This is a genomic window from Pseudoalteromonas piscicida (genome assembly GCF_002208135.1).
Classification (GTDB): Bacteria; Pseudomonadota; Gammaproteobacteria; order Enterobacterales; family Alteromonadaceae; genus Pseudoalteromonas; species Pseudoalteromonas piscicida_A.
This window is the reverse complement of the sequence record NZ_CP021646.1, coordinates 1,032,429-1,054,935: the sequence shown is the minus strand read 5'-3', so window position 1 is coordinate 1,054,935 and position 22,507 is coordinate 1,032,429. Positions and strand designations below refer to the sequence as shown.

The 22,507-nt window shown below is 44.9% G+C and carries 23 protein-coding genes; 9 read left to right on the top strand and 14 right to left on the bottom strand.

Features of this window, described 5'->3' with window-relative positions:
• The first annotated feature begins 125 nt into the window (after positions 1-125).
• The 7 genes from B1L02_RS05040 to B1L02_RS05010 all read left to right on the top strand — a co-directional run bounded on the left by B1L02_RS05040 (position 126) and on the right by B1L02_RS05010 (position 7,673).
• Positions 126-1,286 carry a Gfo/Idh/MocA family protein gene (locus B1L02_RS05040; protein ID WP_088530164.1) on the top strand — a complete coding sequence of 387 codons (1,161 nt, stop codon included), beginning with the start codon at positions 126-128 and terminating at the stop codon, positions 1,284-1,286.
• A 7-nt stretch (positions 1,287-1,293) separates the two neighbouring features.
• Positions 1,294-2,349, top strand: a complete 1,056-nt coding sequence (locus B1L02_RS05035) for a sugar phosphate isomerase/epimerase family protein (RefSeq protein WP_088530163.1) — start codon at positions 1,294-1,296, stop codon at positions 2,347-2,349.
• A gap of 14 nt (positions 2,350-2,363) precedes the next feature.
• A complete protein-coding gene (locus tag B1L02_RS05030) occupies positions 2,364-3,581 on the top strand; it encodes an MFS transporter (RefSeq protein ID WP_010371078.1) in 1,218 nt (405 codons plus the stop codon).
• Positions 3,582-3,619: 38 nt separating this feature from the next.
• Complete coding sequence (locus tag B1L02_RS05025) at positions 3,620-4,315, top strand: 3-keto-disaccharide hydrolase (protein ID WP_088530162.1); 696 nt, start codon at positions 3,620-3,622, stop codon at positions 4,313-4,315.
• Between the two features lie 2 nt (positions 4,316-4,317).
• Positions 4,318-5,928, top strand: coding sequence for a GMC family oxidoreductase (locus B1L02_RS05020; protein ID WP_232003140.1), 1,611 nt, complete (start codon positions 4,318-4,320; stop codon positions 5,926-5,928).
• A gap of 67 nt (positions 5,929-5,995) precedes the next feature.
• The gene (locus B1L02_RS05015) at positions 5,996-6,745 is read left to right on the top strand and encodes a gluconate 2-dehydrogenase subunit 3 family protein (protein ID WP_088530161.1); all 750 of its coding nucleotides are present in this window, start codon (positions 5,996-5,998) and stop codon (positions 6,743-6,745) included.
• A 70-nt stretch (positions 6,746-6,815) separates the two neighbouring features.
• Positions 6,816-7,673, top strand: coding sequence for a sugar phosphate isomerase/epimerase family protein (locus B1L02_RS05010; RefSeq protein WP_088530160.1), 858 nt, complete (start codon positions 6,816-6,818; stop codon positions 7,671-7,673).
• Between the two features lie 200 nt (positions 7,674-7,873).
• Here B1L02_RS05010 and B1L02_RS05005 read toward each other — a convergent pair whose 3' ends face one another.
• The 13 genes from B1L02_RS05005 to rpsP all read right to left on the bottom strand — a co-directional run bounded on the left by B1L02_RS05005 (position 7,874) and on the right by rpsP (position 18,799).
• Entirely contained in the window at positions 7,874-8,275 is a 402-nt protein-coding gene (locus B1L02_RS05005; RefSeq protein WP_197696992.1) for a hypothetical protein, read from the bottom strand.
• A 120-nt stretch (positions 8,276-8,395) separates the two neighbouring features.
• Positions 8,396-9,034 (bottom strand): GyrI-like domain-containing protein, encoded by a 639-nt coding sequence (locus B1L02_RS05000; protein WP_088530159.1) that lies wholly within the window; start codon positions 9,032-9,034, stop codon positions 8,396-8,398.
• 129 nt (positions 9,035-9,163) lie between these two features.
• On the bottom strand, positions 9,164-9,376 hold the full coding sequence (locus B1L02_RS04995) for a hypothetical protein (protein ID WP_088530158.1): 213 nt from the start codon (positions 9,374-9,376) through the stop codon (positions 9,164-9,166).
• 439 nt (positions 9,377-9,815) lie between these two features.
• Positions 9,816-10,085 (bottom strand): Txe/YoeB family addiction module toxin, encoded by a 270-nt coding sequence (locus tag B1L02_RS04990; protein ID WP_167651251.1) that lies wholly within the window; start codon positions 10,083-10,085, stop codon positions 9,816-9,818.
• Positions 10,078-10,332 (bottom strand): type II toxin-antitoxin system Phd/YefM family antitoxin, encoded by a 255-nt coding sequence (locus B1L02_RS04985; RefSeq protein WP_088530156.1) that lies wholly within the window; start codon positions 10,330-10,332, stop codon positions 10,078-10,080. Before B1L02_RS04985 ends, B1L02_RS04990 begins: the two co-directional genes overlap by 8 nt.
• Before the next feature lie 398 nt (positions 10,333-10,730).
• On the bottom strand, positions 10,731-11,594 hold the full coding sequence (locus B1L02_RS04980) for an AraC family transcriptional regulator (protein ID WP_088530155.1): 864 nt from the start codon (positions 11,592-11,594) through the stop codon (positions 10,731-10,733).
• 217 nt (positions 11,595-11,811) lie between these two features.
• Positions 11,812-12,693 carry a DUF2971 domain-containing protein gene (locus tag B1L02_RS04975; RefSeq protein ID WP_232003139.1) on the bottom strand — a complete coding sequence of 294 codons (882 nt, stop codon included), beginning with the start codon at positions 12,691-12,693 and terminating at the stop codon, positions 11,812-11,814.
• 20 nt (positions 12,694-12,713) lie between these two features.
• Positions 12,714-14,906 (bottom strand): SEL1-like repeat protein, encoded by a 2,193-nt coding sequence (locus tag B1L02_RS24270; protein ID WP_232003138.1) that lies wholly within the window; start codon positions 14,904-14,906, stop codon positions 12,714-12,716.
• A gap of 572 nt (positions 14,907-15,478) precedes the next feature.
• The gene (gene tyrA, locus B1L02_RS04940) at positions 15,479-16,627 is read right to left on the bottom strand and encodes a bifunctional chorismate mutase/prephenate dehydrogenase (RefSeq protein ID WP_088530154.1); all 1,149 of its coding nucleotides are present in this window, start codon (positions 16,625-16,627) and stop codon (positions 15,479-15,481) included.
• A 212-nt stretch (positions 16,628-16,839) separates the two neighbouring features.
• Positions 16,840-17,199, bottom strand: a complete 360-nt coding sequence (rplS, locus tag B1L02_RS04935; RefSeq protein WP_017216162.1) for a 50S ribosomal protein L19 — start codon at positions 17,197-17,199, stop codon at positions 16,840-16,842.
• Between the two features lie 33 nt (positions 17,200-17,232).
• A complete protein-coding gene (gene trmD / locus B1L02_RS04930; protein WP_088530153.1) occupies positions 17,233-18,000 on the bottom strand; it encodes a tRNA (guanosine(37)-N1)-methyltransferase TrmD in 768 nt (255 codons plus the stop codon).
• On the bottom strand, positions 18,000-18,533 hold the full coding sequence (gene rimM / locus B1L02_RS04925; protein WP_088530152.1) for a ribosome maturation factor RimM: 534 nt from the start codon (positions 18,531-18,533) through the stop codon (positions 18,000-18,002). Before rimM ends, trmD begins: the two co-directional genes overlap by 1 nt.
• A gap of 17 nt (positions 18,534-18,550) precedes the next feature.
• Complete coding sequence (gene rpsP, locus B1L02_RS04920) at positions 18,551-18,799, bottom strand: 30S ribosomal protein S16 (protein WP_010371051.1); 249 nt, start codon at positions 18,797-18,799, stop codon at positions 18,551-18,553.
• Positions 18,800-19,409: 610 nt separating this feature from the next.
• On the opposite strand from rpsP, the gene B1L02_RS24265 reads away from it, so the two are divergent.
• Positions 19,410-19,790 (top strand): tannase/feruloyl esterase family alpha/beta hydrolase, encoded by a 381-nt coding sequence (locus tag B1L02_RS24265; protein WP_232003137.1) that lies wholly within the window; start codon positions 19,410-19,412, stop codon positions 19,788-19,790.
• Between the two features lie 314 nt (positions 19,791-20,104).
• On the opposite strand, the gene ffh is transcribed toward B1L02_RS24265, so the two are convergent.
• A complete protein-coding gene (gene ffh / locus B1L02_RS04910) occupies positions 20,105-21,484 on the bottom strand; it encodes a signal recognition particle protein (protein WP_088530151.1) in 1,380 nt (459 codons plus the stop codon).
• A gap of 207 nt (positions 21,485-21,691) precedes the next feature.
• Here ffh and B1L02_RS04905 point away from each other — a divergent pair, with 207 nt between their 5' ends.
• On the top strand, positions 21,692-22,498 hold the full coding sequence (locus B1L02_RS04905; RefSeq protein ID WP_088530150.1) for a cytochrome C assembly family protein: 807 nt from the start codon (positions 21,692-21,694) through the stop codon (positions 22,496-22,498).
• Positions 22,499-22,507 lie beyond the last annotated feature (9 nt).

Here is a 22,507-nt window from a genome sequence, read left to right as displayed (position 1 = left end):
AATTTATTTTAAACGCCGATTTTGTTGCATTGTCAACCGAATTTTTATTATCACTTTGGCGCCTCTGTTACCTATTATCAATAACATCAGATTAACTTACCTCGATAACTCGATGGAGCTAAACGATGGATAATAACAAAATCCGCATGGCCATGATCGGTGGTGGAGAAGGTGCTTTCATAGGTGCAGTACACCGCATAGCCGCGCGTTTAGATGGCCAAATTGAACTCGTTGCAGGCGCATTTAGCGCCGATCCAAACAAAAGCCTAGCAATGGGCCAACAACTCGGGCTTAACCCAGCGCGTTGCTATGCCAGCTATCAAGCACTCTTACAACAAGAGGCGGAATTACCAGAGGCGGAGCGCATCCACTTTGTTGCCATCGTGACCCCAAACCATTTGCATTTTCCGATTGCCACAGCCGCTATCGAACACGGCTTTCACGTCCTGAGTGATAAGCCAGCTACGCTAAATTTATCTGAGGCTATGCGTCTACAAACGCAGCTTCAAGATAGCAATTGCTTGTACGGATTAACACACACCTATACCGGCTACCCGATGGTGAAAGAGGCACGCCACCGCATTGCAAACGGCGAACTTGGCAATATACGCAAAGTCGTCGTTGAATACAGTCAAGGATGGCTTGCAAGTGCTGATGATGAAAACAGCAAGCAAGCCAGCTGGCGACTAGATGCAAGCAAGTCTGGCGTGAGTTGTTGTATGGGCGATATCGGTGTACACGCAGCGAACCTTGCCGAATATGTGAGTGGCTTGGAGATAGAGGCGCTTTGTGCGGATTTAAATACGGTCGTGTCCGGCCGACAACTCGACGATGACGGCACCGTGTTACTGCGCTTTGGCAACGGTGCAAAGGGCGTGTTGATGGCAAGCCAGATAGCACTTGGCGAAGAAAATAATCTCACCTTAAAAATCTATGGCGACAAAGCCAGTATCGAATGGTCGCAAATGGAGCCTAATAGTTTGTGGTTACGTGCGGCAAACGCCCCAGCTCAGTTGATCCGCACAGGAGTGGGCTCACTTAGCCAAGCAGCCATTAGCGCAACTCGTGTGCCAGCAGGTCACCCTGAGGGATATCTGGAAGCATTTGCAAATATCTACCTTAACTTCGCCAACCTTATTCGTGCGCATCAGCAACAACCCGATGTGCAACACGAAGAATTTGACGTGCCAAGTATTAACGCTGCAGTCCGTGGCATGGCATTTATTGAAAACGCGGTCGCAGCTAGTGCAAAAGACACTAAGTGGCACCCCTTTACCATTGGATAAAATAAGAATGAAGCAAATTAAAGGACCCGCTATTTTTCTCGCGCAGTTTGTCTCGGACGAGGCGCCATTTAACAATTTTAATAGTATTTGCCAGTGGGCAAGTAACCTAGGTTATAAAGGTATTCAGCTACCAAGTTGGGAACAGCGACTGTTTGATCTGCAAAAAGCCGCTGAAAGCCAAGATTATTGCGACGAGATCACTGGTATTGCCGCAGAGCATGGCCTTACTATTTCAGAGCTATCAACCCATTTGCAGGGTCAATTAGTGGCGGTGCACCCAGCTTATGATCAAATGTTCGACGGCTTTGCACCAGCAAAAGTGCATGGCTCTCCTCAGGCTCGTATGGCGTGGGCAACAGAGCAGCTAATGCTAGCGGCCAGTGCCAGTGCTAAGCTCGGACTAACCAGTCACGCAAGCTTTTCTGGCGCCTTGCTCTGGCACACCTTTTACCCCTGGCCACAACGTCCAAATGGCTTGGTGGAACAAGGGTTTGGGGAGCTCGCAAAACGCTGGTTGCCTATTTTGAACCGCTTTGACGAGGCTGGCGTGGATGTGTGCTATGAGCTTCATCCAGGTGAAGATCTACACGATGGCGTGACTTTTGAGCGCTTTTTAGCGGCGACGAATAATCACCCGCGAGCCAATATTCTTTACGATCCAAGTCACTTTGTCTTACAGCAATTGGACTACTTGGCATTTATCGACATCTATCATGAACGTATCAAAGCGTTCCATGTAAAAGATGCCGAATTTATCCCCAATGGCCGCTGCGGTGTTTACGGCGGATACCAAGGATGGCAACAACGGCCAGGACGGTTTCGTTCATTAGGTGACGGACAGGTCGACTTTAAGAAAATATTTAGTAAGTTAACACAGTACGGTTTTGATGGTTGGGCTGTATTGGAGTGGGAATGCTGTATTAAGCACCCTGAAGATGGGGCCAAAGAAGGCGCTGAATTTATCAAACAGCACTTGATCAGACCAACCGAAAAAGCCTTCGATGATTTTGCAGGAAGTAGCACCGATACCGAACGCAATAATCAAATCCTCGGCATAAAATAAACAGGACTACGACCATGAATAATAATAATCATAATCGGACCGTGTTTCAGCTCTGTTGCCTTGCACTGGTCGTCACATCAATGACGTTCGCTATTCGCGCAGGTATTTTGGGGCAATTAGGTGAGCAGTTTGGCCTCTCAGATACAGAGCTTGGTTGGGTTAACGCCATGGCATTTCTGGGCTTTCCCGTCGCAACCATGTTAGGTGGCGCAATCTACAACGCCATTGGCGCTAAAAAGTTAGTTGCCCTCGCCTTTATTTGCCACTTTGCTGGGTTGGTTTTAACCATTACCGCTGATGGTTTTTGGTTACTGCTGATCTCGACGTTTTTAATCGGCTTTGCGAATGGTTCAGTGGAAGCTGGATGTAATCCACTGATTGCCGAAATGTATCCGAAAAACACCACGACCATGCTCAACCGATTCCATGTCTGGTTTCCAGGCGGCATTGTGATTGGTGCGCTGGCATCGAATGCCATGACTGCATCGGGCTTTAATTGGCAATGGCAAGTTGCTTTGATACTAATTCCAACGCTGATTTACGGTGCGATGATGATCAAGTCACAGTTTCCTGAATTTGACCGCACAGATCATTCTACCACCAGCAATCTCAAGCACCTATTTTCTCCGCTCTACCTATTTTTAATTTGCTGTATGACCTTAACAGCAACAACTGAACTTGGTACACAACAGTGGATTGAACGCATACTGGGAGCGTCAGGCGCCTCACCTATGATGATCCTCGCGCTAATCACAGGCTTGATGGCATTAGGTCGCTTCTTTGCCGGTCCAATAGTCCATCGCTTTAACCCAACAGGCGTGTTACTCGGCTCTGCAGTCCTGGCAACCGCGGGTATTTTCATGATGAGCCAAGCACAAGGATCAGCAATCTACTTGGCTGCAATATTATTTGCCTTGGGTGTCACTTATTTTTGGCCAACCATGCTGGGCTGCGTTGCTGAATACACCCCAAAAACAGGCGCACTGGGTATGTCTCTAATGGGCGGTGCGGGGATGTTTGCTGTCAGCATGTGGAACCCCGTAATTGGTAGTTGGATTGATTCGGCGCGACTCGAAGCCCAAGCGGCAAACTTAACCGCACAGCAATCAGAACTAGTTGCAGGTCAAGCGGTGCTTGAAAATATCCTGTTATTCCCAGCTATTCTCATTGCCGCTTTTATCGGCCTTTACCTTTATATCAATAAAAATAAACGCGTTGAGAAATACGCGTAAGTAGCAACAAGTAAAAAGTGAACAGACGAGGTTCCAATATGCTCAACTCTATAAAAATGCTAACGCTGGCATTGGCCGTTAGTTGTACAGCTTGCGCTAGTACGACTGACAACCAATTGAGCCCGCAAGAACAACAAGCTGGATGGCAACTGCTATTCGATGGCAAAGATATGTCGCAATGGCGCAACTTTAAAAGTGACGGCCTAAATAGCCAGTGGCAAGTTGAGGACGGCGCGATGACACTTACCCAAGGTGGTGGCGGCGATATTCTGACCAAAAAACAATATCAGAATTTTGAGCTCCAGCTCGATTGGAAGATTTCCAAAAAAGGCAACAGTGGGATCTTTGTATTGGCGGATGAAAAAGGTGGTGCTATATACTCTCACGCCCCAGAAATCCAAATTCTAGATAACAAAGAGCACCCAGACAATAAAATAGACTCTCACCTTGCAGGTTCTATTTATGACCTGTTCGCCGCGCCAAGTACGGCACATAAACCTGCCGAAGCTTGGAACCAAGTTCGCATTAAGCTACAAGATAGCCACCTACAAGTTTGGCAAAATGGTGTAAGCACAACGAGTATTGTGATTGGCAGCACCACTTGGAATACTTTGGTCAAGAATAGTAAATTTGCGACATGGCAAGGGTTTGCTGAAGGTAAAAAAGGCCATATAGGTCTGCAAGATCACGGCGACAAAGTATGGTTCAAAAACATTAAGATCAAGGAGCTGTAACCATGGCAACATTTGATCATAAAGTATTGGTCGTCGGCTCAGGTGCCGGTGGCGCAATGGCTGCTTATACACTCACCAAGCTAGGTCACAAAGTTTTATTGTTAGAAGCTGGTAGAAATTACGACCCTAAAACAGAAAGCCCGATGTTCCGCCGTAATAGTGAAGCCCCACTCATGGGCGCTGGCAATAAGGATAAGAACTTTGGTTTTTACGACGCGACAATTGATGGCGGTTGGCAAGTGCCAGATGAACCATACACGCGCGCTGAAAACACCGATTTTTATTGGTGGCGTGCACGTATGCTCGGTGGCCGAACCAATCACTGGGGTCGCTACTCGCTACGTTTTAGTGAGCACGACTTTAAGGGCAAAAGCCGCGATGGACATGGCGCTGATTGGCCGTTTGAATATCAAGACATTGCGCCTTGGTACGATAAAACGGAAGAAATAGTCGGGATCTGTGGTACTAATACCGGCTTGGATGACATGCCTCCTTCTGCGCCTGGCGTGTTACAGCCACCACCGACGCCAAGAGTACCCGAATTATTGGTTGCAGCGGCTGCGAAAAAAATGGGGATCCCAGCGGTTCCTATGCACAGAGCGGTGCTCACTCGTAATAAAGACGACCGCTTAGCGTGCTTTTACGCCACGCCTTGTGGCCACGGTTGCTCAATTGGCGCAGCATTCCAAACCACAACCTCGCTTATTCCGATGGCCAAAGCGACAGGGAACCTTGAGGTGATCACCGATGCCATGGTGAAGTCGGTGGCGGTGAATGAAGATGGCAAAGTAACTGGTGTGACTTACGTCGATAAAAAGTCAGCACAAGAACATGCACTCAATGCAGATGTGGTGATTTTGGCGGCCAGTGCCTGTGAATCTGCCCGTATTTTGCTTAATTCTAAACATGCAAAACATCCCAAGGGACTTGCAAACTCAAGTGGTCAGGTAGGTCGCAATCTAATGGACTCTACCGGTGCTTGGCTTGGTGCGCAAATCCCTGCGTTAAAAGGTCGCCCGCGTTATAACGAAGACGGCCATACCGGTAACCACCTTTTTATTCCTTGGTGGGGACACAAAGCCCATGAGAAAGGTGAGCTTAATTTCCCGCGCGGCTATCACTTTGAAATTAGCAGCGGCTTTAATCAACCGGGCTCTGGCGTGTCTGGCAATAAACAAGGTTATGGTCCCAAGTTAAAGCAGCAAGTGCGTGATGCTTATGGTTCTTATGTTGGATTTGCGCTGCGTGGAGAAATGCTACCGAACAAAGATTCTTACATGGAAATTGACGAAAACGTCAAAGATAAATGGGGGATCCCGGTTGCTAAGTTCCATTTCAAATGGTCTGACAGAGAGCTTAAGCAAATCGAGCATGGTCTCAAAACCGCGAAACAGATCCTTGAGAACATGGGTGCCAAAGTGGGCGAGCTACCGCCTGCGGAAAAAGCCATTTCAAAAGGCGGTGAGATCATTCATGAAGTCGGCACGACGAGAATGGGCAGCTCACCAAAAGAATCGGTAACGAATCAGTGGGGCCAAACATGGGACTGTGACAATCTATTTGTGATGGATGCCGGTGTCTTCGCGTCTAACCCCATAAAAATTGTACCTTAACCATAATGACCTTAGCGATGCGAAACTCCACCTGGTTGGCAGCACAAATTGATAAAGGAGCGCTGTGATGAATACACCTGTCCGCGTTGATTCTTATAAATATATTTCAGGCATGACACGTCGCGAGTCATTAAAGTGGTTAGGCTTGCTTGCTGCGGGATCAGCGGTAACACTCACCGCTGGGTGCAGCAAGGCCATTGAAGGTGAAACGGCTACTGCCGGGCACTGGCCAGATATTGAAATAAAGCCAGTTAGCGCTCAAGGGTATGGAACCGATCCAAACATGATCATGCCGCCAGAGTCACCTTGGCCGCTCACCCTCACCGAAGCGCAGCTCACGTTAGTTGCAGTACTAGCTGATTTTATAGTGCCTAAGGAAGGAAATCATCCATCGGCTTCTGAAGTACAAGTACCGAGTGTGATCGATGAGTGGGTAAGCGCACCGTATCACGGACAACAAAAAGACAGAGTGACAATACTCCATGCGCTTGCTTGGATTGACGATGAGTCGACTTTGCGCTTTAACAAGCCATTTTTACAACTTAGCGCAACGCAGCAAAGTAAAATTATGAATGATATTGCTTATTTTAATGCGCAAACACCAGAGCAATTTCAGCGTATAGGTAAAGCATTCTTGCGCTTTAAAGATCTCGTTCTCGGCGCTTATTTCTGCACACCTGAAGGCTGTCAAGATATAGGTTATCTGGGCAATGTACCAATTGCAGGTGATTATCCTGGGCCTACTGCCGAAGCCAAGGCACATCTAGAAGGCATACTCGCAGAGCTTGGGCTAAGCCAGTATGCCTACCGCGACTAGCCCTTGAGTCATTTTGTGATGGCTAACCGAAGCAGAGTCTAGCTCTGCTTTTTTTCTTTAGGAGTAGATCATGTTTGTTGAAAACACCAACCGATTAAAGCAAGTAGTACTGTTAATTGCTTTTATTATCGCGCTGCCGCTATACGCGCAGGCCTCTAATCAGTCGTTACCCGTTAGTGTTCAACTGTGGTCGGTAAAAGAGGAATTGGCAAGAGACTTTGATGGCACCTTGCAAGCACTCGCCAACATGGGATTTGATGGCGTTGAATTTGCAGGAAACTTTGGCAACTATGCCGATAACCCAAGCAAATTAAAACAAAGACTAGCAGAGCTTGGCTTAGTTGCGAGCAGCGCCCACATCGGCTTTGATGCATTAACTGAAGACAAAGTGGCAAACACCCTACTCTTTTACAAAACCTTAGGCGTATCCACGCTCTTTATTCCTTGGGATGAAAGAGCATGGGATAAAAACCAAGTGCAAGCATTTGTAAAACAGCTTAACCAAGTGCACCAAATTGCCAAACGTTATGATATGAGGATCGGGTTTCATAATCATGAAAAGGAGTTTAACCCATACGCTAATAGCACCTTTTGGGATTATATCGCCACCAACACCCCTAGCGACTTCCCACTGCAGCTCGATGTCGGCTGGGTGAATTACGCAGGTAAATCACCTAGCGATTATGTTAAGCGATATGCAGGAAGAACCGTGTCGACACATATTAAAATACGTACTCACCAAGGAGATGACAAAAGCCCAATCATTGGCGAAAACCACTACCCTTGGAAAGCGCTTATCCAAACCATGCAGCAATACGGCGGCACACAGTGGCTGGTCATCGAACAAGAAGAATATCCAAGTGGCCTAACGCCACTAGAAAGCGTCGCCCGTTCAAAAGCGAATTTAGATAAAATACTGAGTGAATAACAAGCGGGAATATGTTTATCTGAAATAGTCACTGTCAGGTTTGATCGTGGGGCCCGATCGAACTTGATAGTTTATTAGTTGCGTGATCAACTCGTCCACCAAACCCTTTATTTGAGATTGTGTATGCCAATTTATAGCTAGACGCTCACTTTCATTAACTAAGAACCCAACTAGATCAACAGAAATACTGATTAACTCTACTAATTAAATGTAAAGACATAAAGTGATGGGTGTTGATGGATAAATGTATTCCTAACTGTCTGCAAACGGCTAATTTTTTCTTTTTCAAATCGCTGACTATCAATTACTTTGCTACCCATATAAGGAAGAAAGTCTTCTTTCCGCTGTGTTTCGTAAAGCCATTCAATATTATCTAAATCACCATACTCTGAGTGATAACTATCTTTTTTCCGAACTAGGCGTGAGTCAGATGTAATGAGAGCTAAACACATTGCCGATTGAACAGAGTTATGTCCGTAGATCACTGCCCATTTAAAATACATGCTTTGCCCTCTTTCAATTTGGGACAAAGCGTCAAGTAAGCACCGCAATGACATGACTAGATCTGTTTCGAGATCAAATGATACCAACTTCTCTTTCATGTACTTATCTATTATTTATGAACGCTCGCCTAACCGGCGAAAAATGCTTGGCTAAAATTGGCGACGAAGGAGCAAAAACCAACTGTTTTTTGTCCGACTTGAAAACCCTTGTTAGACGTATCATGAACGCTTAGCCTGAAATCTTAGCACCGTTTTAAGCTTTTCTGGCACAACCTTTCGAGTGTCAGAAAGGTATACCTCTCGGTGTACTTTCGAAAGGCGGAGAAGTCCTTCGCTTTGTGCAAAACTCTCCATTCTTTCAAAGCTGGCAGGTTCGTCTTCAAATGGCCCTAGATGTAACATTTGAACACAAAGACCTTCAGATGAACGCTCAAAATTTAACTGTTCCAATAACGGATTTTTCTTTTTGTTTTTTGCAACTTCGAGCATTTCCCTAAAGAAAGCTTCATCCACAAAATCGGGTTGGCGTATCATCAACTTGTATACAAAATCATCTTTATTGACTACACCATTGAAATTGGCTTTTGCCTCATCATTGATATCCCAAACACCTTCTAATGGGTATACCGTGAAATCAAAATACCCGTTTGGTGGAGTATCCATCTTCTTCGGCATCATTTTTATTGTGTACGCCAATGAGTATAAAGCTCCGATGTTGTCTGTAAATGAATTTTCTGAAGGACTACCTTCACCTTCAATTGTTATAAATTTAAACTCGGGTATTTCGACTATTTCCGGTTTATTTTTAGGAAGGTAGATGATTTTCTCTTTCTTCCTCCACTCATGCTTAACTTGCATATGTATCTATCCTGTACGTCTAACGCTAAGCTAACGGGCAGTGACGTAGCGGCATAATCGCGAAGCGCCGCTGCGTTACTGTCCCAGTGACCGAAGGGAACGAGTTAAGCGCCTTGTTAGAAGTTCTATCTAATTCAGAACGCGTTGGTTTTTTTCTCTTTGTTTGTTTTGTCTTATTAAGCCCGTGACAGTAAGGCCAATGCCTGCGCCTAAACAGCCTATAACCACGCCCAACAACTCATACATTCCAAAGGACGCTGCTACGAGCACCGCAACGAAAGCATTTACCAATAAAACCAAACCAGCAATAAGCAATGGATTAACTTTGATTGAATTTTTCATTTTAGATCTCCGTTTGTTTAAATTTACCGGAACTTCTAACAGCTCATTAGCGTGAATTCTTGAATATCTCACTTATCCACAGGTAAAAAACTAACAATTATCAAAATAACTTTATCTAATAATTTTAATAACGTACCTGTCAAAGTCTATAATTTCAACACACAAATCACCTGCTACACGCGAGGAGTGACTTATCCGAGCCATCGATTGGCTCGCCAAGAACAAATTACATCTAGATAACGTGTTAAAAATGCTCAATTTTATATGTCGCTGGTTATTTGTCGCCATAAATGGCGACCTACGTAAGAAAGCGTGAGCAACGCTAGCACTTTATCTAACCCATTGTGCCGTAAACATTAAAGCTGCATCAAACCGAAAATGCCATGCGTTTGTTAGTCCATCTTGAGCGTCTTGTAGATGCCAGATCGCTGAACCAGATTTAGTAGTGGTAACGACACGAAATTATCGTTATCGCTTGATCGTCGACTGCGTAAACAAGTCTATTAGTATCATCAATACGACGAGACCAAAAACCAGATAAGTTCTCTTTCAACCCCTCTGGTTTCCCGATCCCCTCAAATGGAGAGCGCTTAACATCATTGATTAGTTTATTGATGCGCTTAAGTGTTTTCTTGTCTTGAGTTTGCCAATATAGGTAGTCGCCCCAAGCGTCATCAGTCCATGCTAATAAACGTTGGCTACTACTCATCAATTAACTCTCGTGCTGTTGTTTTACCAGCACGGTACTGTGCTATTGAACGGTTTAGGTGTTCTGCATTTTGAGGAGAACGTAGTAAATGCACCGTTTCCATAAGGCTATTGTAGTAGTCTAAAGACATAACCACTGCATCCTCAGAATCACGCCGTGTTATAACTGTTGTATCAGCATCATTAACTACACCGTCTAAAACAGCTTTGAGACTATTTCTAGCTTCAGTAAAAGATACGATTTTCATAAGAACCTCCACATGTACATTTAATGGAACAAGTATAGTCTTCACCACCCTACTTGTACAGTAAGCTGAACATGTGATATTGATAAACCAATGTCCGATTAACGGGTGAAAATTGAGCAAAGCGAAAAGTTCATTAGCGTGAATTCTTGAATATCTCACTTATACACAAGTTATTTGTCGCCATAAATGGCTACCTACGTAAGATTACTCCGTAAAGTGTCAAAGCTAAGCGGAAGGTTATTAGTAAGTCTTGATAATAAATGCTCAGACTCGGCTTGCAGCGCTGAGAACTTGCTTCGCTAGAGCAACAATGATTGCTATAGCAAAGCAAATAAATATTAGTAACTTGCGTATAGGCAGATACATTAGCCATAAATGCAAACCAAGTAACGTTATCGTCAATTTTGCAATGGCAGGTAAATATCGGTGATCAAGTCGCACTCATCCACTTGATGCACAAAATTATGATATTCAAAAAAGCAGCAATGTGCATTTGGCAATTCGCCACTGTCTGCTAACCAGTTTTGATACAACCAGCGTATAGTTTGCTCCATATTGTCGTGACTCCCTAAATGCCTTACCTTGGCGCAACGCATTTGTGGAATAACACCATTTTCGACGCCAAACGCGTTATCTGGTACTTCAGTGTTTACTGAGCCACACAATTTAAAACGAAATGCGTCTTCTGCCATAGTTTCTGGGTCGCCATTTGGCATGCCAAATGTTCGACTCGTGTTAATTGGTGAAAGCCCGCTATTTTGTCGCCAAGCAATAAACTTGCCTGCACTTTCAAATATCAGTTTTGCTGCCCCTTTGTGCTCTAAATAAGCAATCTGAAGCTGTTCAAAGTTCACAATATCTACCTGCATTGTCTGCACTCCTAAATTTTGCGGTGAAAAATTAAAAATGTCATACCAACTAGGCCAATTTGCAGCTTGTCTAAACTGTGAAGGACTTTGTTCAAAAGTACGTTTAAAAGCTCGAGAGAAGGCCTCAGCACTATCAAACTTTGCTTCAAGTGCAATATCAATAATTTTAATATCGCGCTCAAATGCTAGGCGAAAAGACGCCCGCTTTAATCGCGCCAGCAAAATATACTTACCCACATTAACGCCCATAAAAGCCACAAATACACGATGAAAATGAAATTTAGATAAAGCAGCAACATTACTAAGCAAACTCACCGTTAATTCATCATCTAAATGTTGATTGATGTAATCGCAAACGAGCGAAATACGCTGCTGTAAAAGATTGCTTTGCATAAAGCGCCTATGTGTTAGTAGAACTGCAGACAAGCTTAATCATATCAAAAGCAAGATACTTGATTGAAATTGCTCAATGTAAGAGAGAATGAGGAAATGTCCATCCACAAAGATGGAAATAGCGAGGGGTGTTGTCACTATATTATCGCGCTTACTGTATCCCGCTGATGGTCGAACGCGCTAAACGCTCGACTACAAGCATAGAGCATTCCTCGCACTACTTATAAGCACAGCGCGAGGGGTTAATATTCAGAGGGTTATCCTTGCGTCTTTCCAGCTGCGATTCAAACTTGCTGGCCAACTGATGTCGCCAGTACGGTGCTATCATCTCTTTGTTCGGCGCTTTGGGGCCAAGCGTAACGTACTCAATTGGAGCCAGATGATCGTCTCTGTGCAGCTCCAGATATAAGCGCGGTGCTTTGCCATTTGCAAAGTCGGGATCTTCACTCTTTATTTCTTTTGCGCCATAGTCTAAGTGCGTGACTATCACCCTGTGTTCCTGCTCATCCTTGTAGTTGGCATCTTTTAGGAGATAAGGCAGCGGGCCGAGTAGCCAGGCAAGTGTTTGTAATTTTTCAGGAGTGGGTTTCTTGCCAACAAATTTATCAACTTCTTTTTTGAGGTTTTTAAAGTCAGCTTGCAGCTTTTTGGCACCCTGGCCCAGTATCTTAAAATTATCCTTTAGATACACAACCCGGTAAAAAGCAGCACTTTCCTGAGGAGATTGTCCGGTATTGGCAAATGAGGGCACTCGCAGCTCTTGCTCAGTGTGGTTGCTCTGATCTTTCATTAAACGATAGTCAAAAAAGCGCCCGGTATTAAAGGTAATGGCGCAGCCACAAGCATCGTCATTTAAGTGGTTTTTACTGTAAAAGCGCCACATATTTAGGCTGTCGCTGTCTGGTAAAAAACAACCAATAAACACGGGGTTACCCTCTTCCGGCTCGTAACCTAATTCCTGCCAGAGTAACTTTCCCTCATTAGGATCATTTACTGCGTTAATGTGCCCCAGCCTAAAGGGGCTTTTTTCCAACAAAATTGCTTGGCCAACGTCAAAAGCAGTATAGTGAGTCATCGTACCATTTTTACTGACTTTCAAATGAGAGAGTATCTCCTCTCTTAAAGCACTAATTGATTTTGATTGTTCAAAACGCTCAGCTCTATCGTGAAGCTCATAGGCTTCAAAGCTGAGTAGAGGGTCTTTGAACACTTGTTCACACAGAGCTTTGGTCTCTGCAAAACTTTGAGTGACCCTTTTCCTCGAAAGTAGCAATAGGCCAGAATGAATAGAGCCCGAGCGTTTTCTTGCTCCGCAGCCAACCGAAAATACTTAACTGCTTTCTCATCACTTTGCGCGACGCCTTGACCATTTATATACATAACACCAAGGTTGCACTGACCGCGCGCATCTCCCTCTTTTGCGGCCAGCTGGAAATATTCAACCGCTTTCTCATCACTTTGCGCTACGCCTTTTCCTTGCCTATACATAACACCCAAGTTGAACTGAGCATCAGCTTCTCCCTGCTCTGCAGCCAACTGGAAATATTCAACCGCTTTCTTATCACTTTGCACCACGCCTTTTCCTTGCCTATACATAACACCCAAGTTGAACTGAGCACCTGCCTCTCCCTGCTCTGCGGCTAACCGGTAATACTCAACCGCTTTCTCATCACTTTGCACCACGCCTTTTCCTTGCCTAAACATATTGCCTAGGTTGAACTGAGCACCTGCATCTCCCTGCTTTGCAGCCAGCTGGTAATACTCAACCGCTTTCTCATCACTTTGCACCACGCCTTTTCCTTGCCTAAACATATTGCCTAGGTTGAACTGAGCACCTGCATCTCCCTGCTTTGCAGCCAGCTGGTAATACTCAACCGCTTTCTCATCACTTTGCGCGACGCCTTTTCCTTGCCTATACATAACACCCAAGTTGAACTGAGCACCTGCCTCTCCCTGCTCTGCGGCTAACCGGTAATACTCAACCGCTTTCTCATCACTTTGCGCGACGCCTTTTCCTTGCCTATACATAACACCCAAGTTGAACTGAGCACCTGCCTCTCCCTGCTCTGCGGCTAACCGGTAATACTCAACCGCTTTCTCATCACTTTGCACCACGCCTTTTCCTTGCCTATACATAACACCCAAGTTGAACTGAGCACCTGCCTCTCCCTGCTCTGCGGCTAACCGGTAATACTCAACCGCTTTCTCATCACTTTGCGCGACGCCTTTTCCTTGCCTATACATAACACCCAAGTAGCACTGACCGCGCGTATTTCCCTGCTCTGCGGCCAACTGGTAATACTCAACCGCTTTCTCATCGCTTTGTGCTACGCCTTGACCATATTCATACATAACACCCAAAGAGCACTGAGCACCTGCATCTCCCTGCTTTGCAGCCAGCTGGTAATACTCAACCGCTTTCTCATCACTTTGCGCGACGCCTTTTCCTTGCCTATACATAACACCCAAGTAGCACTGACCGCGCGTATTTCCCTGCTCTGCGGCCAACTGGTAATACTCAACCGCTTTCTCATCGCTTTGTGCTACGCCTTGACCATATTCATACATAACACCCAAAGAGCACTGAGCATCTGCATCTCCCTGCTCTGCGGCCAACTGGAAATACTCAACCGCTTTCTCATCGCTTTGCGCTACGCCTTTTCCTTGCCTATACATAACACCCAAGTAGCACTGAGCGCGCGCATTTCCCTGCTCTGCGGCCAACCGGTAATACTCAACCGCTTTCTCATCACTTTGCGCGACGCCTTGACCATATTCATACATAACACCCAGATTGCACTGAGCATCTGCATCTCCCTGCTCTGCGGCCAGCTGGAAATATTCAACCGCTTTCTCATCACTTTGCGCTACGCCTTTTCCTTGCCAATACATAACACCCAAGTAGCACTGAGCGCGCGCATTTCCCTGCTCTGCGGCCAACCGATAATACTCAACCGCTTTCTCATCGCTTTGCGCGACGCCTTGACCATATTCATACATAACACCCAGATTGCACTGAGCATCTGCATCTCCCTGCTCTGCGGCCAGCCGGTAATACTCAACCGCTTTCTCATCACTTTGCGCGACGCCTTGACCATATTCATACATAACACCCAAGTAGCACTGACCGCGCACATTTCCCTGCTCTGCGGCCAACTGGTAATACTCAACCGCTTTCTCATCACTTTGCGCTACGCCTTGACCATATTCATACATAACACCCAGATTGCACTGAGCATCTGCATCTCCACTCTGAGCTTTTTCAATCAGAGCTTGAGTCTCTGGGGGTAATTCGGGGTTCTGTTCTAACATCAATATTCCTTTTAAACTGCTTAACCCCGTAAACACATGATTGGGGCTGAATGCCCTTATTAAACGATATTTTGTGATGACTGACAATGGGATAGATTTTAATCAGTAAGTGTAGATTGCCTGTACTAAGAGGGAATGCTTTTACGCAGTTTGGGCGCAAGCGTGAAAATCGAAGAAATCTCTGACACCCACCTCAAATTTGGAAATCTTGTTATTGATACTTCGCTTCGTTAGGCTAGGGCTAAGAACAAATTTCTTTTGTATCAGCACCAAAGTTATTTGTCGCCATAAATGGCGACCTACGTAAAATCGTGGCGTAAAGCCACTCCCACAACACTATTTGTACGAAATCGCTGACACCCACCTCAAGCTTGGAGCTGTATTATCAGCATTAATGCTGATAGCAACGGGTGTTATTGATACTTCGCTTTGTCAGGCTAGGGCAGAACAAATTTCTTTCGTATCAGCACCAAAGTTATTTGTCGCCCTAAATGGCGACCTACGTAAAATAGTGGCGTAAAGCCACTCCCGCAACACTATTTGCACTGTGATGCAGGAGGCATATCTAGACGCTAAATACTTTCCTCATAATCCAACACTTTAGCGTCATTGGCTTTGTTAAGCAGGCCTCGGCTTTGTGATAGGAAGTGTTTCGCGCTTTCTGAAAAATAATGTTTGGCTTGTGAGAAAGATTGCATTAAGCCTTCTTTATCGCCTTGTTGTAGCTTGGTCAATGTCTGCTCAAAGGTATCTTGATAGCTTGCCAATAACCCTTCTACATCATTAAATTGCGCGAGCATGATATCTGAATAAAGTTCTGGGGATTGCGCAAACAGTCGTCCCACCATCATCAGCTCTAATTGGTAGATAGGCGATGAGCAGCTTCTTAGCTCTTTTAATGAATGGCACTGCTTAGATAAAAACTGCCCGTATACAAACGTGGTTAAGTGGCGCATCACCTGAATGATCTGCATGGATTGGTCGTGTTTTTTAGCGTCCATCGGTACCAACTGGCTACCCCAGATCTTTAGTTGTTTGATTAATCCTTCACATTGCTTTGGCAAACGCCCTTCGCACACCACGACAGTTTGCTTAACCCAATGAGATATATCTGGACCAAACATAGGGTGTAAGCCGACCACAGGGCCGTTGTGCTTATTCATTAGCGCTTTGAGTGGCGCTTGTTTCACTGAAGTAATATCTGCAAGAATACAATCATCGGGTAGCGCTGGTAACTCGTTAACGACTTGCTCAAAGGTATTGATAGGAACGCTCACCAATACTAACTTAGCATCACTCAGTAGCTCAGTAGCCTGTGATTGATTGTCTTTGTCTAAAATGCGTACTTCGTAGCCTGAGCGTCTAAACTGTTTCGCAAACAGTTTACCCATGGCGCCTTGGCCACCGACAATAACAACCGGAGACATTTTTGGTGCGGCACAGGCGAGTTCACTTTGCTGGTTTTCGTAGGCTTCTCGCATCATACGACGCAGAATATCTTCGACTAAATCAGGGTTTACCCCTTTAGCATCAGCTTCTGCGCGCCGGGCTTTGATCAGCTCAGCTTCGCGCTTCGGCACATGTAGCGGTGCGCCCTTTTGCTGTTTTATTTTTCCAACCTGTTCGGTCAATGCTTTGCGCTTTGCAAGTAGTGCGACAAGCTCACTATCGCAATCATCTATTGCAACGCGTATTGCTTCTAAATCGTTAGCCCCATTCATGATGTAAACTTATATATACAGTAGTAAATTAAATAATACACCGAGTCTAACAAGAAGTGCGCCGCTTTAAAAGTAAGCAACCATGAAAATATCGTGACAAGACGCCTGAGATGTCAGTGAGTATTCACAGAATGGAAATAATGAGAGGAAATAAAACCAAAACAGGCCGCATAAAGCGGCCTGTTTTATCTGCATTTGATAAATGCGACGTATTAGTTAAGTTTTTCTTTAATACGTGCAGATTTACCAGAACGCTCACGTAGGTAGTAAAGCTTAGCGCGACGAACCGCACCACGACGCTTAACTGCTACGCTGCTGATAAGAGGGCTGTGCGTTTGGAATACACGCTCAACACCTTCACCGCTTGAAATCTTACGAACAGTGAAAGATGAGTGTAGACCACGGTTACGCTTAGCGATTACAACACCTTCAAAGGCCTGTAGACGCTCTTTGTTACCTTCTTTTACGCGTACCTGTACAACTACTGTATCACCAGCGCCGAACGCAGGTACGTCTTGCTTAAGCTGTTCAGCTTCAAGCTCTTTAATAATATTTTGGTTTACTTTTGCCATTTTATTTCTCACATTCCTAGGTGTAACTGTCTTCTAGCCACAAGCTTGGCCATTCTCTTGCTGAAATTCAGCAAGTAATGCCGCCTGCTCCTCAGTCAGAGCTAGGTTACGCAACAAGTCAGGACGACGTTGCCAAGTTCTACCCAAAGACTGCTTTAAGCGCCATTTGGCTATTTCTTGGTGGTTTCCGCTGAGTAATACAGCAGGCACCTGTTTATCATCCAATGTTTCCGGCCGGGTATAATGAGGACAATCTAACAAGCCATCCGAAAATGAATCTTGTTCTGCTGATTGGTTATGACCTAACACACCAGGCACTAATCGCGCGACTGCATCGATTAATGTCATGGCAGGTAACTCACCACCACTCAGTATAAAATCGCCGATGGACCACTCTTCGTCTACATAAGACTCGATGATCCGCTCATCAATACCTTCATAACGACCCGCTACTAAAATCAACTTTTCAGAGTGCGCCAATTCAGTCGCACCTTGTTGATCTAGCTTTCGCCCTTGAGGGGACATATAAATTACTTTAGCACCTTCTCCTGCTGCCGCTTTGGCATCAAGAATGGCTTTTTTGAGAGGCTCAACCATCATCAACATTCCCGGGCCTCCACCATAGGGGCGGTCATCCACGGTTCTATGTTTATCAGTGGCGTAGTCTCTCGGGTTCCAACAATTAAACTCAATCAAGCCGTTTTTCACAGCTCGACCCGTTACGCCTTGCTGAGTTATCGCATCAAACATGTCAGGAAAAAGTGAAACCACTCCAACCCATAGCTTTCGCTGATCGCTCATTAAAACGCTGGATCCCAATCTACCGTAATTTTTTTCTCGTCATGGTTAATGTCCAAAATAACAGAGTCTGTTAAGAATGGGATTAACCTTTCCGATTGGCCAAATGCATCTTTTTTGTTTGCTTTCACAACCAAAACGTCATTTGAACCAGTCTCCATCAAGTCATCAACTATGCCTAAGTCGTAGCCTTTATCGGTTACTACTGACATGCCGATGAGATCTCGCCAATAAAACTCCCCTTCAGGTAATTCAGGAAGCTGCTCAGCATAAACAGCGATTTCTGCATTGGTATAAGCCACTGCTTCGTCTCTGTCGTTTACCTGTGCAAATTTAGCGATATATCCCTTGTTGTGACGACGCCAGTCGCTCACTTCAAGGTTTTGCCATTTACCTTGTTGCCCTATCAACCATGGGCTGAAATCGAAGATCCCTTGGGGATCGTCAGTAAATGAATGCACCTTAAGCCAACCCTTGATGCCATAAGGAGCACCAAGCTTACCAACAACGATTGTCGAGGTTTTACTTTGACTCATGGTTACACTTACGCCTATTAAGCCGCTTTACGAGCGTCTTTAACCAGCTTCGCAACACGATCTGAAAGAGCTGCACCTTGACCTACCCAGTGATCAACACGAGATAAATCTAAACGTACTTTTTCTTCCTGACCTGCAGCGATAGGGTTAAAGAAACCTACCTTCTCGATGAAACGACCGTCACGCGAGAAACGGCTATCCGCAACCACGATTTGATAGAATGGACGCTTTTTAGCGCCGCCACGTTGCAAACGAATAGTTACCATACCGTCCTCTACATAGATTGACTGTTTTCATTAATAAGTTTGTACTTCCCATTACGGGAAGCTCGGGCATTTTACGCATTTTCACGCGCAATGCAAGTTAATTCCAAAGTTGGTGGTTTATTAGGGCTTACTAAAAGATTACCACTGAAGTTTCGCGCTCCACACCAACCCCAACAGAGGTACAAAAAAATTGACTTTTTCAGCACTGCTGGAAAGTCGAGGGTCCCTGTTGTTTCATTTATAAGGAAAGCACACACATGAACCAAATGTGGAAAGCAAAACGTTCAATTAAACGTCTACAGGGATACCACTCATCTCTTTTACGCTCGCTGCTACTCTAACACTTGCAGTAAGCAATGAAGAAATAACAGCTTGTAAACTATTACACTTTGATGACTACTCGCTGTTAGAGCAAGGTAACGCTGCAACGAGTACAACCAATGCCGAATATGTACCAAGCCAAACCCTAGATGCTGACACCAAACTTTGGACATATAAGTATAGTCGCCTATTAGGTGCATCTATACCAAAAGGGACAAATTCTTTACCTGAACATTGTTTGGTTTAAGGATATGCCGCACCGGCGATACGTTTTCAGATTAGATTGCCAATGGATCAAGTTTGGAACCAACGTTTCTTGTTCAATGCCTGTATGGGCTTTTGTGGCGAAGTATCAAGCTACCCAACGATGGCTGGAGTTATACGCAACAACGCGACTATGTCTCATGATGGCGGCCATACCGCAGCTGGATTCGATAGTTTGTGGGCTAAAAACAATGTGCCGTTAAGAGAGGGCTTCGCCTATCGAGCAAACCATGTGGTTGCTGTTGCAGCGAAAGCGGTTATTGAACGCTTTTATAGTAAACAACTTACGTACTCTTTTATATCGGGTTGTTCGAAGGGAGGCCATGCTGGGATAATGGCCGCGAAGCGTTACCCTAATGACTTTGATGGCGTCATTGCCAGAGGACCGACGACTCATTACACCTAAGTCAACCTAATCAACTGTATGGATAATGCAAAAGCCATTTTGGATGAAAAAGATAACGCGCTAATCGATGCAAGCTACAGACTTCATTTCGCAGGCCGTTATGCATACTTGCGACCATTAGGATGGATTAATTGATGGGTTAATAAGCAACCCAAGGCGATGGGACTTTGACCCGCAAACGCTCGTATGCGAAAACGGCACAGCCGGTAAGTGTCTAACACTACGCCAAGTCAACGCAATTAAAGAACTACATGCGCCATCCTACGACCAAAAAGGCAAGCTATATTGCTTGCCTTTTATACTATAAAATCATGTTAGAACTTAGGTCCGCCGCCACCAAACATACCCGGTGGCATCATGCCTTTCATGCCGCGCATCATTTTCATCATGCCGCCTTTGCCTTTCATCTTCTTCATCATTTTTTGCATTTGGGTAAATTGCTTCAGCAACTTATTAATGTCTTGTACTTGCGTACCAGAACCCGCAGCGATACGCTTTTTACGCGAGCCTTTGATGATATCAGGGCGAGCACGCTCTTTAGGCGTCATTGAGCTTATGATGGCTTCCATTTGGTTAAAGGTCTTATCGTTTACTTGACCTTTTACTGCATCTGGCAAGTTCGACATACCAGGCAGCTTTTCCATCATCGACATCATACCGCCCATGTTTTTCATCTGGCGCAGCTGCTCAGCAAAATCTTCCAGTGTAAAACCGTCGCCTTTAAAGACTTTCTCAGCCACTTTTTGGGCTTTGTCTTTATCGACTTTCATTTCGACTTCTTCAATAAGCGACAGTACGTCGCCCATACCTAGAATTCGAGATGCAACACGGTCTGGGTGGAATGGCTCTAAGGCATCCGTTCTTTCACCCACACCGATAAACTTAATGGGTTTACCAGTAATATGACGAATAGACAACGCCGCACCACCACGTGCATCACCGTCCGTCTTAGTTAAGATAACACCGCTAAGTGGCAGCGCTTCATCAAACGCTTTTGCTGTATTTGCAGCATCCTGACCTGTCATTGAGTCAACGACAAATAAGGTTTCAATTGGATTAATCGCCGCGTGTAAATCTTTGATTTCATCCATCATGTCTGCATCTACGTGCAGACGACCTGCGGTATCCACAAGAACCACATCAATGAACTTTTTCTTCGCGTGAGAAATTGCACCCGTTGCGATGTCTACCGGCTTTTGTGAAATATCACTAGGGAAGAATTCAACGTCAACTTCTGCAGCTAGCGTTTCAAGCTGTTTGATAGCCGCTGGACGATAAACATCAGCACTCACCACCAACACAGATTTCTTTTTGCGCTCTTTAAGGAATTTAGCCAGCTTACCAACACTGGTGGTTTTACCCGCACCTTGAAGACCTGCCATCATGACCACAGCTGGCGGCTGCGCGTTTAGGTTTAGCTCTTCGTTGGCCTCACCCATCGACTTTTCAAGTTCTTCACGAACAATCTTGATGAAAACCTGGCCAGGGCTCAGACTCTTTGTGACTTCTACACCAACCGCGCGTTCTTTTACTTGTTTTACAAAGTCGCGCACAACCGGCAAGGCAACGTCAGCCTCAAGCAATGCCATGCGTACTTCACGGAGTGTTTCTTTAATATTGTCTTCAGTTAGTCGGCCACGGCCACTGATGTTTTTAAGCGTTTTTCCTAAACGCTCTTGGAGGTTTTCAAACATGTATCGGTTCCAAAATCTCGAGATTGTCGGGCATTATACTGATATGCGAGCTACTAATACAGTATTCAAGCAGATTGTTCTGCTTTTTACGCTTTCGTTGAACGAAAATAAGAATAAGTTAACGGATTGAAATAAAACCCTATGCAAGCGCAGAGGCTTTAAATACAATAGCTAAAAAAGGAAAGCAAAAATTAGGCACTTATTTTTATGTTGATTGTTAGCTTGTCATTAATCGCCTGTCTCTTTTACATCATGGCCACCAGCCATGTTTTATCGCGCTTATTTGACAAACAAGGTCCAGATCAGAAGAAAACCTTAATATTAAGCACCGTCGCCATTTTGACTCATATGCTAGTGTTGGTGAATTCAGTGTTTACGCATCAAGGACAAGATCTCAGTACCGTCAACGTTGCCTTGTTAACCTGTTGGGTTATCGTAGTTTCTGTAACGACCGTATCTTTACGCTTCCCTGCAACACTATTACTGCCTGTGGTGTATGGCTTTGCCGCTATTTTGTTATTAGCAAGCCTATTTATTCCACACCACATTATTATGCATACCATAAACATAGATGTTGGTCTCGTTTTACATATTTCGCTTTCTTTATTGGCTTACTGCGTACTTATCATCGCCACGCTCTACGCCATTCAATTTATGTTTATTGATAAGCGCTTAAAACAACGAGATTTGGCGATTATGACCAGCCACCTACCGCCACTTATGCAAGTGGAAAGACAACTTTATCAGTTGTTATTTGTCGGTACTGGTTTATTAACTCTTGCTTTAGCATCCGGTTTTTACTTTTTAGACGGTATGTTCGCCAAAGAGACTATTCACAAAACCATTTTATCTATCGTTGCATGGCTTATTTATGTCGTCGTCGCATTCGGACATAAGCAGTTCGGCTGGCGCGGTAAGTCTGTAGTGATTTCAATCATAGCGGCTTCTGGCATCGTGACTTTAGGTTACTTTGGCAGTCGCTTTATACAAGAAGTGATTTTAGGCAGGTTTTAAACTTTAACT